This is a genomic window from Candidatus Thiodiazotropha sp. AKIB8, assembly GCF_058244675.1.
The window spans coordinates 161,766-176,165 of the sequence record NZ_JBSYOO010000031.1 but is presented as its reverse complement, the minus strand read 5'-3'; the positions used below and the strand labels follow the sequence as shown (position 1 = coordinate 176,165).

Sequence of the window (14,400 nt, the reverse complement as noted above, 5' to 3'; positions counted from 1 at the left end):
TCCAGCTCAAAACCTCAAGGCATCGGTTTTTGATGGGGCTGATTGGGTTGAGGATCGATAGATCTTCCTCATAACAAGCAGAAATGGAAGTGAAAAAATACGACCGATTTCTCACTTTTAGTTGTTGAGCCCAAATAGCTGTACAGTATTGCGATTTTTATTGTGATGATCCTTTTAGTTTTGGTAAAAAGATCATTCATAAGCTATAGTTAGCGACTAATTGTTAAGTTTATTCTAACCATTCGGGGCTGAACGGCGGGCCTCTGACCCACTGTGTCAAGGTGACTTTTTGGCCAGTGGTTATGTTTTCTGGCAAGGAGGAAGCATGATTCGTAAGCTGTCTTTGGCAGTGGCTGTTGCAACAGCTCTGTCACCATTGGGTGCTCTCGCTCTCGGACTAGGTGAAATTCACCCACAATCGGCACTTAATCAGACCTTCAAGGCCGATATCGATCTGCTTTCCGTTTCCCAGGAAGAGTTGCAGGATGTACGTGTCTCTCTGGCTTCTTTACAGGCCTTCAAAAAAGCGGGTATGGACAGGCCTTTTCATCTGACTTCACTGAAATTTGCTACTCAGCTGACAGCTTCGGGCAAACCGGTAATCTCAATCAGCAGCAAGGATCCTATACGTGAGCCCTTTCTGAATTTTCTTGTTGAGGTCAATTGGCCGAAAGGCAGGTTGGTCAGAGAATTCACAGTATTGCTGGATCCGCCGGTAACCCTGAGTCGAAAGCCTACTCCGGTTGCTGCACCTGTTGTCAGAAACCAGCCAGTTACCAGAGTGATCCCAAGCCGTAGGGCAACAGCGCCTGCAGCCAGCATGTCTGAAGTAACGATGAGTTCTGGAGGGGGAAGGGAGTACGGACCTGTACAGCCCAATGAAAACCTCTGGAATATCGCCAAGCAGATGCGCGAAGGTGGTGAGTCGATCGAGCAGGTGATGATGTCACTGCTGGACAACAACCCTTCAGCATTTATCAACAACAACGTAAACAACCTCAAAGTCGGAAAGATCTTACGCTTACCAGAGGATGCGAATGTTACTGCCATGACGAAGCGTGAAGCACGCGAAGAGTTCATGGCACAGACCAGAGAGTGGCAGTCAGGTTCCCGACGTGCTGCAGCCCCCGAACAGAGCAAGCAACAAGCATCTACTCCGAGCTCTTCCCCAGCGCCTAAGGATCGACTGAAGCTGGTCTCTCCAAAACCTGGCGCAGGTGAATCTGCTGAACGGGAAGGTATGGCGGAATCTGCCGAGATTGATCGTCTGCAGCAAGAAATATTGTTGGTGAGGGAGTCCAATGAGGGTGCTCTGCAAGAGAACAGCGCGCTAAAATCCCGAGTACAGGAACTCGAAAATCAGATTCAAGACATACAAAGGCTACTGACACTCCGCAGTGATGAACTGGCTGAAGTACAGGCCGCACAATCAACTGCCTCTCAGAAGATGGAAGAGATGCAGCCTGCTGCAGAACCAGAGGTGCCTGTTGCTGAAGCTGAGGTAGCCGAAGAGATGACACCTGCTGAACCTGCAATGGCAGAAGCAGAGAGCGCCCCAGCCTATGAGATAGAAGCGCCTGCTATGCCAGTGCCTGAAGGTACTGTTATAGAGGAAGTAGATATTGAATCCAAAATAGCTGCTGAGCAGGACAAGATGGCTATGGAGGAGGCGCCAGCAACTGAGGCTGAACCCGCCGCTGCGCCAACATCAGCACCTGTTGCAGATAAAATGGAAGCCAAACCGGCACAGCCAGAACCGAAACTTGCCGAACCACCAGTTGCTAAATTGCCAGAAAAGAAGGTGAGCTATTTCGACGGTTTGAAAGAGAACAGCACCATGCTCGCAATTGTCGGTGGTGCGGGTGTCCTGCTGATTGGTCTGCTGACCATGATTATGCGGCGTCGTAAAGAAGCGGAGGCTGAGTTTGCAGAGAGTATTCTGGTCTCACCGGATAGCGATATCGTGCCAACCGGTGCTGATGATAGTAGTTCTCTGACTTCGCCTACCGATGAAACCTCTTTCATGAGTGATTTCTCACCCAGCGATATCGATGCATTGCAGGATGAGACTGGTGAGGTGGATCCTCTCTCTGAAGCAGACGTCTATATTGCATATGGTCGATACCAGCAGGCAGAAGAGCTCATCAATCAGGCCATCGAGAAGTATCCTGAGCGTGAAGAGCTTAAGCATAAACTGCTTGAGATCTATTTCTCCGCTAAAAAGTCTGATGAGTACTCAGCCCTTGCACAGAAACTGCATGATGATGGCTTGGCTGAGCAACAGCCTGATGCCTGGAGCAAGATCACTGCTATGGGTAAGGAGCTGAATCCTGGACATGCCCTGTTTGCAGGTGCAGCTGGAATGGCTGCTGCCGATCTGTCAGACGGTCTTGATGATCTGGACCTGGATCTAGGTTCTGTCGCCGATATTGAAGAACCTGCTGCTGCTCCTGAAGCTGCCCAAGATGTCATTTCGGATGCCTCCGATGAATTGGACTCCATGGATCTGAGTGGCCTGGATAATCTTGATGAAATGGATTCCGAATCCCTTGAGGCTGATCTCTCTCTTGATTCCGAATTTCTGAACAAGATGGATGGGGTGGAAGAGGCGACTCCGATGGAGGATTCCGATGCATTGGACATTGATCTGAGTGATCTTGAGATCGATTCAGTACCCTCATCTGGAATTGAATCCAAACCAGTAGCAGAAGAGAGTTCAGAAGATCCGCTCCCCTTTGATCTTTCCGACATAGAAGATAGCCAGGTTCTGGATGATGTCGTTGAAGGCATCGAGGTAGAGGATTCCGAAGTCCTTGATGACCTGGATCTGGATAGTATCGAGCGAGAACTGGAAAACATCTCCACTGACCTGGACAATGAAACAGGCGATGTTGATGAGCTGAGTCTACTGCACAGCCATAGTGAAAACCTTGATCTTGACTCTACAGATGAGATTACCACTAAGCTTGACCTGGCCCGTGCCTATATAGACATGGGTGACAATGAGGGCGCCAAGAGCATCCTTGAAGAGGTTGTTGGTGAAGGTAGTGAACCCCAGCAGAAAGAGGCCCAGGATCTTCTGAGCAGTCTCAGCAGCTGAACTTAATCTGTTCCGAACAATTTTTTGTTCGGGTAAATAGAAGGGCGCACCGGGTGCGCCCTTTTTTTTCAGGAACTTTTTTAGGGCCTGTTAACACTAATCTAATTGGCCCTGTTGCCCCTGAAAAAAGCGCCAATCAAGGCGCGAGGAGAGAGGTTTGGTTACTCCAAATGAACGAGGTTTTTAATGAGGGTGGCCCTGGGTATAGAGTACGATGGAACCGCTTTCCACGGTTGGCAGTATCAGGGCGATGTTCGCAGTGTCCAGGAGTTGTTGCAAATAGCCCTCTCGAAAGTCGCTGATCATGAAGTAACTGTACACTGTGCTGGCAGAACCGATACCGGTGTGCATGCCACCGGGCAGGTGGTACATTTTGATACCCCTGCAGTCAGATCTGAAAGATCCTGGATCCTGGGTAGTAACGTGAATCTTCCTGCAGATGTCAGTGTGAGCTGGGCTAAGGAGATGTCCGAGACCTTCCATGCCCGTTTCAGTGCTATTGGACGGCACTATCGTTATCTTATTTTGAATCAACCCTATCGTTCGGCCTTATGGCGAAATCGAGCCGTGTGGATACACCAACCCTTGGATGAGATGGCCATGCATGGCGCTGCTCAGCATCTGCTGGGAACACACGATTTTTCATCCTATCGGGCCATTGGCTGCCAGGCAAAGCATCCGGTCAGAACCATTCACAGCCTGACGGTCTCCCGCCAGGGGGAGATGTTGAGCATAGATATTCACGCGAATGCTTTCCTACACCATATGGTTCGTAATATAGCTGGAGTATTGATCTCCATAGGCAAAGGTGAACAACCTGAATCCTGGGCAGCAGAGGTTTTGGAGTTGCGTGACCGCACACTGGGTGGCGTTACAGCATCTCCCCAAGGATTGTGTCTGACAAAGGTGGATTATCCTGATGAGTTTAAGCTGGATGATTGATGAAGGCGCATATGATAGAGGGATATTTGATAGTAAATGACCATAGCGTCGGCCCTGAGCTTACTGTATCTTTCAGCATCCTATGAGAACCAGAATTAAGATTTGTGGAATTACCAGGCCAGAAGATGGGCTTGCTGCTGCCCGTCTCGGGGCGGATGCAATCGGCTTGGTGTTTTATCCACCCAGCCCCAGGGCGGTGACTCCTGATCAGGCAGCAGAGATTGTGAAAAGCCTGCCGCCTTTTGTTACAGTTGTGGGTCTGTTCGTGGACGAAAATAGAACGGTTATCGAGCAGATCCTCAAAGAGGTACCCCTCGATCTGCTTCAGTTTCATGGAGATGAATCCCCAGAAGAGTGCAGTGGATTTGGCAGGCCATGGGTCAAAGCGATCAGAATGAAAGCGGATACTGACCTGGCATTTGAAGCGCAAACCTATGCTTCAGGTTCGGGTTTGCTGCTTGATACCTATAAGGCAGGCGTGCCCGGAGGCACTGGTCAGACTTTTGACTGGAATATGGTGCCCCAGTCCCTCGCTGGCAGGATCATACTGGCTGGTGGATTGGATAGCGAGAATGTGACTCGAGCGGTGCAGCAGCTGCGACCATTTGCAGTTGATGTCAGCGGCGGTGTGGAAGAATCGAAGGGAATCAAAGATATGGCAAAGATAGAGGCCTTCATTACGGGAGTGATGCGTGGTGACAACGACTGAAAATATGATCGGGAACTATCCCGACGAACGGGGACATTTCGGTTCCTATGGCGGGGTATTCGTCTCCGAAACCCTGATGAAACCGCTCGATGAATTACGCGAGGCCTATCAGCACTATATGCAGGATGAGGCCTTCCTTAAGGAGCTGGATGAAGACCTTAAACACTATGTAGGTCGTCCTTCACCCATCTACCATGCCAAGCGCTGGAGTCAGGAACTGAATGGCGCACAGATCTACCTCAAACGGGAAGATCTCAATCACACTGGCGCACATAAGGTAAATAACACAGTAGGCCAGGCTTTGCTGGCTCGCCATATGGGTAAAACCCGCATTATTGCCGAGACAGGGGCAGGACAACATGGTGTTGCTTCAGCGACGGTAGCCGCACGACTGGGACTGGAGTGTGTGGTCTATATGGGGGCGGTGGATATTGCCCGTCAGGAAGCCAATGTCTATCGTATGCGTCTGTTAGGTGCAGAAGTCAGATCTGTTGAGTCAGGTTCTAAAACCCTCAAAGATGCGCTGAATGAAGCGATGCGCGACTGGGTAACGAATGTCGACGACACATTCTATATTATCGGCACTGTTGCCGGCCCTCATCCCTATCCTGCAATGGTAAGGGATTTTCAATCAGTGATCGGACGGGAAGCACGTCAGCAGATGCTGGATCAGACCGGTCGTCAACCCGATGCACTGGTTGCCTGTGTCGGAGGAGGATCGAATGCTATCGGTCTCTTCTACCCATATCTGGATGATAGAGAGGTGGCGATCTATGGGGTGGAGGCTGCAGGCAGTGGATTGGAGACAGGTAATCACGCAGCCCCCCTATGTGCCGGAAAGCCTGGTGTACTGCATGGCAACCGTACCTATTTAATGGAAGATAGTGATGGCCAGATCATTGAGACTCACTCTATCTCAGCTGGTCTGGATTATCCTGGTGTTGGCCCTGAACATGCCTGGCTTAAAGACAGCGGAAGAGCCAATTATGTTGCGGTCACTGATGATGAAGCACTGCGTGCATTTCATGATCTGACCTGTATCGAAGGTATAATCCCGGCACTTGAATCGAGTCATGCATTGGCCTATGCCGCAAAGCTGGCTCAGACCATGAGTCGTGATCAGATGGTGCTGGTCAACCTCTCCGGTCGAGGCGACAAAGACATGCATACGGTGGCGGCGCACGAGGGATTGAAGTTATGAGCATGCTCAAGAAGAAGTTTGATCAACTACAGCAACAGGGAAAAACTGCGCTTATCCCGTTTTTGACTGCGGGAGACCCTTTGCCAGAGATTACCGTTGATCTTATGCAGGATCTGGTTGCCGCTGGTGCCGACATCATTGAGCTGGGTGTACCATTCTCAGATCCTATGGCCGATGGTCCAGTCATCCAGCGGGCAAGTGAGCGGGCTCTGGAGTATCATGTCAGTCTGAGAGATGTATTGGAGATGGTTCGGCGCTTCAGGCAGATGGATAGTGAAACCCCTGTGATATTGATGGGGTATCTCAATCCAATAGAGATTATGGGCTATCAGCCATTTGCCAAGCAGGCCGCAGAGTCCGGGGTGGATGGTGTTTTGATTGTCGATGTGCCTCCTGAAGAGGGGCACGATCTTCAGCAGATACTGAAGCAGCAGGGGGTGGATCAAATCTATCTTGTTGCACCCACCAGCACTGAGGATCGTGTACGGCGTATCTGTGAACTCTCTAGTGGCTTCGTCTACTATGTTTCTGTAAAGGGTGTCACAGGCGCCAGTCATCTCGATTTAAAAACTTTGGATGATAAACTGAAACAAATTCGACAGAATACAGAACTACCTGTGGGGGTCGGATTCGGTATCAAGGATGCCGAGACTGCTGCTGCAGTTTCTCAACTGGCTGATGCAGTGGTTGTTGGGAGTGCTTTGGTTTCGCGGGTTGAGGCGCTGGCCGATCAACCTGAAAAGATAGGCGCAGCCCTACGGGGACTGCTTTCGTCGATGAGACAAGCGATGGATAGCGCTGAGCCTATGTCCTGAACCCGAGAATATAACGATAAAGGTTAACTAGATCTATGAGTTGGTTCGAAAAACTGATGCCAAGCCGTATCCGAACGGATGCAGGGCATAAACGTGCAGTACCAGAGGGGTTGTGGGCCAAGTGTCCGGGGTGCAGCGCGATTCTCTACCGGGCTGAGATGGAAAGAAATCTCGATGTCTGCCCAAAATGTCACTACCACAACCGAATCGGTGCCAGAAGGCGACTTGAAACCTTCCTTGATCCTGAGCCCAGGGAGGAACTCGGTGTAAATCTTGAGTCTGTTGACCCACTGAAATTCAAGGATAGCAAAAAGTATAAGGAGCGGTTGGCTCAAGCCCAGAAAAAATCCGGTGAAAAGGATGCTTTGGTGGCCATGCGTGGCCAGCTTAAAGGTATGGATATCGTGGTTACGGCATTCGAGTTCAGTTTCATGGGCGGTTCAATGGGATCCGTGGTGGGTGAACGCTTTGTACGTGCGGTCAATATGGCCCTGGAACGGCATATCCCACTGATCTGTTTTTCTGCCAGTGGTGGCGCTCGCATGCAGGAGTCTCTGTTTTCATTGATGCAGATGGCTAAGACCAGTGCTGCTCTGGAGCGGTTACAGAAGCGTGGTTTACCCTTTATCTCAGTGATGACTGACCCGACTATGGGCGGTGTTTCAGCCAGCCTGGCGATGCTCGGCGATATCAATATTGCTGAACCCAACGCCTTGATCGGATTTGCTGGCCCCAGGGTTATTGAGCAGACCGTGCGAGAGAAGTTACCGGAAGGGTTTCAGCGCAGTGAGTTTTTACTTGAACATGGCGCAATCGATATGATTATTGATCGGCGGGATTTGCGTGATCGAGTAGCCGACCTGATCAGTATCCTGATGAGTAAACCAAGAGCCTGAGTGGGCCTCTATTTGAGTGCGATACTCGTCAGTCTTTCACACAGATTGTGTGCTTTGGAAAAGGCGACCCTTTCAATGCAGCGCTCAGCGTATCAGCGCCGTTCACCATTGTCTCGCCCGAAATATAACTGTCTGTAGATACTGATGCGTTTCAATACCCTTGAGCAATGGCTCGGTTGGCAAACCACCCTGCATCCGAAGGAGATCGACCTGGGTCTGGAACGGGTATCCGATGTATGGCATCGGCTCAAACCGGAAGGGCTCCAATCCTTGGTCGTAACAGTCGCCGGCACCAATGGCAAAGGCTCCAGCGTGGCACTGCTGGAGAGTATCTATCGCCATGCAGGTTATCAGGTAGGCGCCTATACCTCGCCCCATTTGGTTAGATATAACGAGCGCATACGTATTAATGGCCAAGAGGTCTCCGATAGCGCCCTCTGTCAGGCCTTTGAGCGGGTCGATCAAGCGCGGGGGCAGACCATATTGACCTATTTCGAATTTGCCACCCTGGCCGCTTTGATTCTATTTGCAGAGCAGAACCTCGACCTGGTGATTCTCGAGGTAGGTTTAGGGGGGCGTCTGGATGCGGTCAACATCATCGATGCGGATGTGGCTTTGATTACCACAGTGGATCTGGATCATACCGACTGGCTTGGGGATAGCCGCCAGCAGATCGGCCTGGAAAAGGCCGGTATTATGCGTAGCAACAGGCCAGTGGTGGTTGGAGACAGCGCGATCCCAGAGAGTGTGCCTGAATATGCGCAGAAGATCGGTGCTGAACTCTATTTGGGCGGCAGCCATTTTAATCTGAGCCCTGGTGGTGATACCTGGCAATGGCAGACTAAGGGTGACGATTTGCTGACACTGCCCCAATTCAGCTTTAACGGCAAAGGGCAGGTCAGTAACACCAGTGCAGTGATAATGGTCTGTAGACTACTGCAATCCAGTCTGCCACTGAATCAAATGCAGATCATTGACGGATTGAATCAAGTTTCGTTGCGGGGACGTGCCCAGTTGATCGAGGGCGAGCCCAGTATACTGCTCGATGTGGCACATAACACTCAGTCTGTCTCATCGCTTAAGGAGCACCTGGATCGGCTTGGCTGGCCAGGCAGGATAATCGCACTATTCGGTCTGTTGAAGGATAAGGATGCCAAATCGATCGTGGAAATCATCAAACCTGCTGTCTCCGGCTGGTATCTGGTCGACCTTCCGGGAGATCGGGGACAAAGTGCTGAGCAATTGGCCAAGGCGGTACGACAGAGCGGGGTCGAGAGTTCTGTTCACTGCCACCACAATTTTGCGGATGCTTTAAAAGCAGCTCAAACAGAGGCAGAGCCACAAGATTTGCTTCTGATATTCGGTTCCTTTCTGATAGTCGGAGACGCGTTGCAACATTTGCACCCAGAATGAGGTCGCCGGTGGGAACTGATATACTCGCACTTTGAATATGAACAAACTATCAAAACGGTGGCAGAAATGAACAGGTTTGTCGCCGGATTAATGTTAAAGAAATCTTCGCTGCAAGACGGATGTGATTAATATGGCCCTGGAGGAGAGACTGAAACAGAGGATGCTGGGTGGGGCAGTGCTGGTTGCGCTGATCGTCATTTTTGTACCTATGTTAATCGAAGAACCGGTTGAGAAACGCGATCAGTCAGCTCACTCCATACCGATAAAACCTCAATCCCCGACGTCTCAGCCAGTTCGAACCCCTGAGCCTGTAAAGCCGCAAAAAAAGATTGCATCTGAGGCACCTCCACCAAAACCTGCGGTCGAACAGAAACCAAAGGCTCAACCCAAGCCGAAGCCGGTTGTTAAAACCAAGCCGAAGAAGGCTGCGACCAGTGACAAATCCCGCACATCACCAACGGCCTGGATAATACAAGTGGCGAGTCTGACGAATGAGAAGAATGCTGAAAAGTTGGTGGAAAAGTTACGTAAAGCGGATTTGCCGGCACAGATGGAACTTGTCAAATTGGATGGTAAGCGACACTATCGTATAAGAGTAGGGCCAGAGGTTGATCACAGACTTGCAGAGAAGATGCTTGCTAAGATAAAAAAAGATTTCAAAATGAACCCGAAACTGATGCGCTATCCTCAATGAGTGATGGATTAGTGTTAACAGGCCCAGTGGAAACCTGAGATGAATATCGCAACACGTGCACAATCCTATCTCAATGGATGGATGGATGATAAAAGCTCACCTAAATGGCTGGAGGGCTTTCTAAGCAGTCAGTTGCCGGTCATCGTTACCATTGTATTAATTCTGCTGATCAGTATGCGGGCTGCAGATCTTACCTGGGGTCTGATTCCTGCACCTCAGGTTCCGTTACACGTTCCGCCAACCACTGGGGCGCAAACATCGATTTCAAAAGTCTCACCAGCTGATAGCAACCAGTTATCAAAAATCGATAAACTGCATCTTTTTGGCGAAGCCGGAGTGAACAGAAAGCCCAAGAAGGTAGATAAAAAGGCGCCGGAGACTCGACTGAATCTCACCCTGCATGGTGTTTTTGTGGCTGAGCAGCCCGAAAATGGTGCAGCAATCATCGGCACCGGATCCACTCAGAAATACCATAAAGTAGGTGGTGCGGTGATGTCTGGAGTGACCCTGCAGGGTGTCTATACCGATAGGGTTGTACTTATGAGAAAGGGAAAGTCCGAGGTATTGAAGTTTCCTAAAATCAAAAACACCAGTGCCCCGAGCAAGGGAAAAAGCTCCAATAAAGGCAGACGTAGCGTCAAAGCCAGAGATAACTTCGGTCCCAATGTTAGCGCTTCATCGTCTCGCAAAGGTAATCTCAGTCAATACCGGGATATGTTGCGCGAAGAGCCGCTAAAGGTTTTCGAATATGTACGTTTTGTACCCGTCAAGTCGCGTGATGGGATGAAGGGATATCGAATTCTGCCCCAGAAAAACCGTGAGTTGTACAATCAACTGGGGGTCAGGCCTTCTGATCTGGTCACAGCAGTTAATGGCATTCCTCTGACCAATGACAAAGAGGCGATGAAACTGATGGATCAGCTCAAAGACTCACAGACGCTGCAGGTGGATATCATTCGCAATGGACAGACTAGGTCATTGAATTTCGACCTGAATTAAAAATTGCCCTTCCTTTAGCCTAAAAAGATCAGTTGGGCAGCGTGATTCACCCAACAGGTGGCCATGACCATCGAAGCTATTTTCTACACAATCAGGAACCTGCTACTAGAATGGAGCGATCAACTGATTTTTTAGGTTTAACAATCAGCATCTAGTGGCATAGCCCTAAAAGCCAATTCAGAGCTCAGGTGTTGCCGGGGGGGTTGGCTGATTAGGCACCAGGGCCACTTCGTCACCATTCTCCAATGGGGTAAACATCTCTGCAAATTGCTTGTTGATGGTTGGACGGAGTAGTGATTCGTCAAATACAGGTGCGATTTCCGGACGTCGCATTCTCATCAGCTTCAGCAGGTCGGTAATTGTGGAGACTGACTGTGGAAGAACTATCTCCTCAGCCTCTTTACCTATCTTGTTCGCCAGCCAGGCGAAGTAGAACAGTTTGACCACCCGATCTTTCTGCACTTCGCTTTGTCGCTGATAACCCGCAGCTTCCAACTTTTCCAAGTATTTTTTCCAGTTATTCTCATACTTTGAGCCTAACTGATAGAGCGTTTCCCAAGAGTAGATACCGGTATCATGACCGTCATCGAATATCAGTCTAATGGCATATTGGCCCTGAGGCTCAATTTTTTCGATATTGACCGACTCTTTGCCCGTGACGGGTATTTTGCTAGCCTTGACTTCAGCGGCGGTGGAAAAAACACGCAGATATTCACAGGGGAGCTCAAAGTTGGCCCCATCTGAGAATCGAAGTGCCAGAAGACGGGACTTTCTGTGCAGGTTGATTTCAATGGGGGTAGGGGTCTCTGTAGTCATGGCTTTGGTCAGCAGTGTTTGATCAAGGGTGAAGGATCATGTCACAGAACAGGTTCCCGCTTCAACCTGGACATTTCAAGAGATTCCGTGAGTTGTGCAAGAGCTAACTGGAGGCTTAATTAAACGACATTTAGCGCTTGCCGCTGCCCGACACCTTAAGTAGCACTCGATCCATGCCGCGGCTGGTCAAAATGCGTCTCAACAGGCCAAAAAGGTAGGTTGGGAAGGTAACTGAGTATCTGACTTTGGCTGACCGGCTTTCCAGGGCATGAATAACCCTCTTTAAAACTGCTTCTGGAGGTAGTGTGAAGGGGGTGGCGGGGCCCTTTTTCTTCAATCTGGCCAACATCGCCTGGTAGTGTGCCTTGTGAGCTGACTCTTCCGGGTCGATATTTTTTTGCCACATAGCAAATGCATTGTCTCGGAATCGGCTCTCAATTGGCCCGGGTTCAATCAGAGAGACTTGTATGCCACTGTCAGCCAATTCCAGGCGTAGGGTATCTGTCAGGCCCTCCAGTGCATATTTGGTGGCAACATAGGCCCCTCGATAGGGGAGGGTCATGAAACCTAGGATTGAGCTGTTCTGAATGATGCGTCCCATACCCTGTTTGCGCATCGCGGGAATTACCTGGCAGGTCAAATCGTGCCAGCCGAAGAGGTTGGTCTCAAATTGTTCCCGCAACACTGCCACGCTGAGATCCTCCACTGCGCCAACCTGACCATAGGCACCGTTGTTGAATAGGGCATAGAGCGTCCCGCCAGTCTCATTAAAGACCTTCTCGACAGTAGCTTTGATGCTTTCACTATCGGTTAGATCCAGCCTGAATGCTCTCAAACCCTGCTGCTGTAAATCACTGACATCATTAGGGTTTCTGGCGGTTGCGAATACATCATAGCCACGTTCTTTCAGTGCCTTGGCGACGCATAGACCGATACCACTTGAACAGCCTGTGATGAGTATGCTTTTTGTATCGGTCATGGTGTTAACTTACCTCTGTGATAGTGGCTAAAAAAGACTGGAAATTCCTAAACCAGGAATTAAAGTTTGACTCATTGTGACCGCTAAACCAAACAGATTAATCGCATTAAGACAACGCTCTCTGACCTGGATAGAGAATTGCTCTGAAAGCGACTAAAACAGCAACGGAGTTTCGGAGAATATTTAGGTGGACATTGCGACACTGGTTGGTCTTTTAGGTGGATTCGGCATAATTATCGGTGCGATCGCCTCTGGCGGCGACGTGATGTTATTTGTCAATGTTCCTTCTCTGCTTATCGTTGTCGGTGGTACTTTCATGGTAACCCTGATGCAGGTCTCATTGGGTGATTTTCTCGGTTCCTTCAGTATGGGGATGAAGGCCTTCTTTTATAAAACCGATGATCCAAAGAAATTGATTGAGGAAGCGGTAGAGCTGGCTGATATCGCACGTAAAAATGGCTTGTTGGCCCTGGAAGGACAAGAGATATCCAACGGCTTTCTCAAGCAGGGCATTGGTCTGTGTGTTGACGGGCACGATCCGGTACTGGTGAATAAGTTGCTGACCAAGGATATCGATCTCACGATCGAGCGCCATGAGGTCGGCCAAACGATGTTTAAAAATATGGCTACCATGGCACCGGCAATGGGTATGATCGGAACACTGGTGGGACTTGTTCAAATGTTGGCTAATATGTCTGACCCCGCGAGTATCGGTCCCGCGATGGCTGTTGCTCTGTTGACAACCCTGTATGGTGCGGTAATAGCGAATGCTTTTGCTCAGCCTATCGCTGACAAGCTGGCTCGAGCCAGTGGTATGGAGAAAACCAATAAATCATTGATTATAGAGACAATATCAGGAATTCAGGAGGGTATGAATCCAAGGGTCCTGGAACAGCTTCTTAGCACCTATTTGCCCACTGGCAAGCGTCCTGTACAGGAAGGCTGAGCATGGCTGACGAATGTCCCAAATGTCCCGATGGTCTGCCCCCATGGTTGGCTACCTTTGCGGATCTGATGTCGTTGCTGATGTGTTTCTTCGTACTACTGCTCTCTTTTGCCGAGGTTGATGCCCAGCGGTTTAAGAAGATGGCAGAGTCGATGAAAGATGCCTTCGGTGTGCAGCGGGAGATACCGGCAGTCGAAATCGTCAAAGGCACCAGTGTCATTATGCAGGAGTTCAGTCCGGGTAAACCAGAGCCTTCACCAATTGATGATATTCGGCAGACGACCAGTGATTTAGAGCAGGAGTTTCTTGATAGGGAAAAACAGCAACAGGATAGTCTTGATATCGATGAAGCCAAGGCCGCGATGCAGGAGAAACTGGAACGAGAGGTTGAAGCTCAGGCAGTTGAGCTGCAGGAGATGCTGGAGGAAGAGATAAACGAAGGACTGATCGATGTGGATACAGAATCTACTAACATTATCATACGTATACAGGAAAAGGGCTCATTTCCTTCAGGGCGGGCAAATCTGAATCCCGATTTTTTCGAAGTCATTACCAAGATTACCGATGTGATTTCGACAACGCCGGGTAAGATCGTGGTAGCGGGCCATACGGACAATATACCGATCTCCACCAGACGATTCCGCTCCAACTGGGAGCTCTCCTCTGCCCGTGCAGTAACTGTGGTACATGCCATGCTGAGTAACGCAAGCATTGAAGAGGACAGGTTTCTGATACAGGGTTATGCCGATTCTCATCCCCTGGTTGATAATGATACTGCTGAAAACCGGGCACAAAACAGGCGTGTTGAGCTGGTCATACAGCGTGGTGAGGATCTTGGTGGCAGCCAAGAATCTGCTGCAATGCCTGAGGAAATAGACTGATTCAAATGA

13 protein-coding genes and 1 pseudogene are annotated in these 14,400 nt (G+C 49.8%); 11 read left to right on the top strand and 3 right to left on the bottom strand.

The annotated features are described in order from the left end of the window. Positions 1 to 325 precede the first annotated feature (325 nt). The 9 genes from AC4IFB_RS09700 to gspC all read left to right on the top strand — a co-directional run bounded on the left by AC4IFB_RS09700 (position 326) and on the right by gspC (position 10,769). Positions 326 to 3,100, top strand: a complete 2,775-nt coding sequence (locus AC4IFB_RS09700; protein ID WP_490780045.1) for a motility hub landmark protein FimV — start codon at positions 326 to 328, stop codon at positions 3,098 to 3,100. A gap of 186 nt (positions 3,101 to 3,286) precedes the next feature. After that, positions 3,287 to 4,042 carry a tRNA pseudouridine(38-40) synthase TruA gene (gene truA, locus AC4IFB_RS09695; protein WP_490776278.1) on the top strand — a complete coding sequence of 252 codons (756 nt, stop codon included), beginning with the start codon at positions 3,287 to 3,289 and terminating at the stop codon, positions 4,040 to 4,042. Positions 4,043 to 4,124: 82 nt separating this feature from the next. Then, positions 4,125 to 4,751, top strand: coding sequence for a phosphoribosylanthranilate isomerase (locus AC4IFB_RS09690; RefSeq protein WP_490780044.1), 627 nt, complete (start codon positions 4,125 to 4,127; stop codon positions 4,749 to 4,751). Positions 4,752 to 4,755: 4 nt separating this feature from the next. Then, positions 4,756 to 5,952: a tryptophan synthase subunit beta gene (gene trpB, locus AC4IFB_RS09685; protein ID WP_490776363.1), complete on the top strand. Its 1,197-nt coding sequence runs from the start codon at positions 4,756 to 4,758 to the stop codon at positions 5,950 to 5,952. Then, positions 5,949 to 6,767 carry a tryptophan synthase subunit alpha gene (trpA, locus tag AC4IFB_RS09680; RefSeq protein ID WP_490776276.1) on the top strand — a complete coding sequence of 273 codons (819 nt, stop codon included), beginning with the start codon at positions 5,949 to 5,951 and terminating at the stop codon, positions 6,765 to 6,767. The genes trpB and trpA overlap by 4 nt, the downstream gene beginning before the upstream one ends. Positions 6,768 to 6,802: 35 nt before the next feature. Then, complete coding sequence (gene accD / locus AC4IFB_RS09675) at positions 6,803 to 7,663, top strand: acetyl-CoA carboxylase, carboxyltransferase subunit beta (RefSeq protein ID WP_490776275.1); 861 nt, start codon at positions 6,803 to 6,805, stop codon at positions 7,661 to 7,663. A 144-nt stretch (positions 7,664 to 7,807) separates the two neighbouring features. After that, entirely contained in the window at positions 7,808 to 9,076 is a 1,269-nt protein-coding gene (gene folC / locus AC4IFB_RS09670) for a bifunctional tetrahydrofolate synthase/dihydrofolate synthase (RefSeq protein ID WP_490780043.1), read from the top strand. Positions 9,077 to 9,206: 130 nt separating this feature from the next. Then, complete coding sequence (locus AC4IFB_RS09665; protein WP_490776362.1) at positions 9,207 to 9,770, top strand: SPOR domain-containing protein; 564 nt, start codon at positions 9,207 to 9,209, stop codon at positions 9,768 to 9,770. Positions 9,771 to 9,809: 39 nt separating this feature from the next. Continuing rightward, positions 9,810 to 10,769: a type II secretion system protein GspC gene (gene gspC, locus AC4IFB_RS09660; protein ID WP_490776273.1), complete on the top strand. Its 960-nt coding sequence runs from the start codon at positions 9,810 to 9,812 to the stop codon at positions 10,767 to 10,769. Positions 10,770 to 10,946: 177 nt separating this feature from the next. Here gspC and AC4IFB_RS09655 read toward each other — a convergent pair whose 3' ends face one another. The 3 genes and pseudogenes from AC4IFB_RS09655 to AC4IFB_RS09645 all read right to left on the bottom strand — a co-directional run bounded on the left by AC4IFB_RS09655 (position 10,947) and on the right by AC4IFB_RS09645 (position 12,564). After that, positions 10,947 to 11,216, bottom strand: coding sequence for a MoaD/ThiS family protein (locus AC4IFB_RS09655; protein WP_490776361.1), 270 nt, complete (start codon positions 11,214 to 11,216; stop codon positions 10,947 to 10,949). A gap of 18 nt (positions 11,217 to 11,234) precedes the next feature. Continuing rightward, positions 11,235 to 11,585, bottom strand: a pseudogene (locus tag AC4IFB_RS09650) (gamma-butyrobetaine hydroxylase family protein); the annotation flags it as partial. Between the two features lie 130 nt (positions 11,586 to 11,715). Then, positions 11,716 to 12,564 (bottom strand): SDR family oxidoreductase, encoded by an 849-nt coding sequence (locus AC4IFB_RS09645; protein ID WP_490776272.1) that lies wholly within the window; start codon positions 12,562 to 12,564, stop codon positions 11,716 to 11,718. 187 nt (positions 12,565 to 12,751) lie between these two features. On the opposite strand from AC4IFB_RS09645, the gene pomA reads away from it, so the two are divergent. Together pomA and tssL are read left to right on the top strand one after the other, a co-directional pair. Then, on the top strand, positions 12,752 to 13,510 hold the full coding sequence (gene pomA / locus AC4IFB_RS09640; protein WP_490776271.1) for a flagellar motor protein PomA: 759 nt from the start codon (positions 12,752 to 12,754) through the stop codon (positions 13,508 to 13,510). 2 nt (positions 13,511 to 13,512) lie between these two features. After that, the gene (gene tssL, locus AC4IFB_RS09635) at positions 13,513 to 14,391 is read left to right on the top strand and encodes a type VI secretion system protein TssL, long form (protein WP_490780042.1); all 879 of its coding nucleotides are present in this window, start codon (positions 13,513 to 13,515) and stop codon (positions 14,389 to 14,391) included. Positions 14,392 to 14,400 lie beyond the last annotated feature (9 nt).

Bases quoted from the DNA above. Each gene is read 5' to 3' on its own strand.
- AC4IFB_RS09700 (WP_490780045.1), top strand. From the start codon at position 326: ATGATTCGTAAGCTGTCTTTGGCAGTGGCTGTTGCAACAGCTCTGTCA.
- truA (WP_490776278.1), top strand. From the start codon at position 3,287: ATGAGGGTGGCCCTGGGTATAGAGTACGATGGAACCGCTTTCCACGGT.
- AC4IFB_RS09690 (WP_490780044.1), top strand. From the start codon at position 4,125: ATGAGAACCAGAATTAAGATTTGTGGAATTACCAGGCCAGAAGATGGG.
- trpB (WP_490776363.1), top strand. From the start codon at position 4,756: ATGATCGGGAACTATCCCGACGAACGGGGACATTTCGGTTCCTATGGC.
- trpA (WP_490776276.1), top strand. From the start codon at position 5,949: ATGAGCATGCTCAAGAAGAAGTTTGATCAACTACAGCAACAGGGAAAA.
- accD (WP_490776275.1), top strand. From the start codon at position 6,803: ATGAGTTGGTTCGAAAAACTGATGCCAAGCCGTATCCGAACGGATGCA.
- folC (WP_490780043.1), top strand. From the start codon at position 7,808: ATGCGTTTCAATACCCTTGAGCAATGGCTCGGTTGGCAAACCACCCTG.
- AC4IFB_RS09665 (WP_490776362.1), top strand. From the start codon at position 9,207: ATGGCCCTGGAGGAGAGACTGAAACAGAGGATGCTGGGTGGGGCAGTG.
- gspC (WP_490776273.1), top strand. From the start codon at position 9,810: ATGAATATCGCAACACGTGCACAATCCTATCTCAATGGATGGATGGAT.
- AC4IFB_RS09645 (WP_490776272.1), bottom strand. From the start codon at position 12,564: ATGACCGATACAAAAAGCATACTCATCACAGGCTGTTCAAGTGGTATC.
- tssL (WP_490780042.1), top strand. From the start codon at position 13,513: ATGGCTGACGAATGTCCCAAATGTCCCGATGGTCTGCCCCCATGGTTG.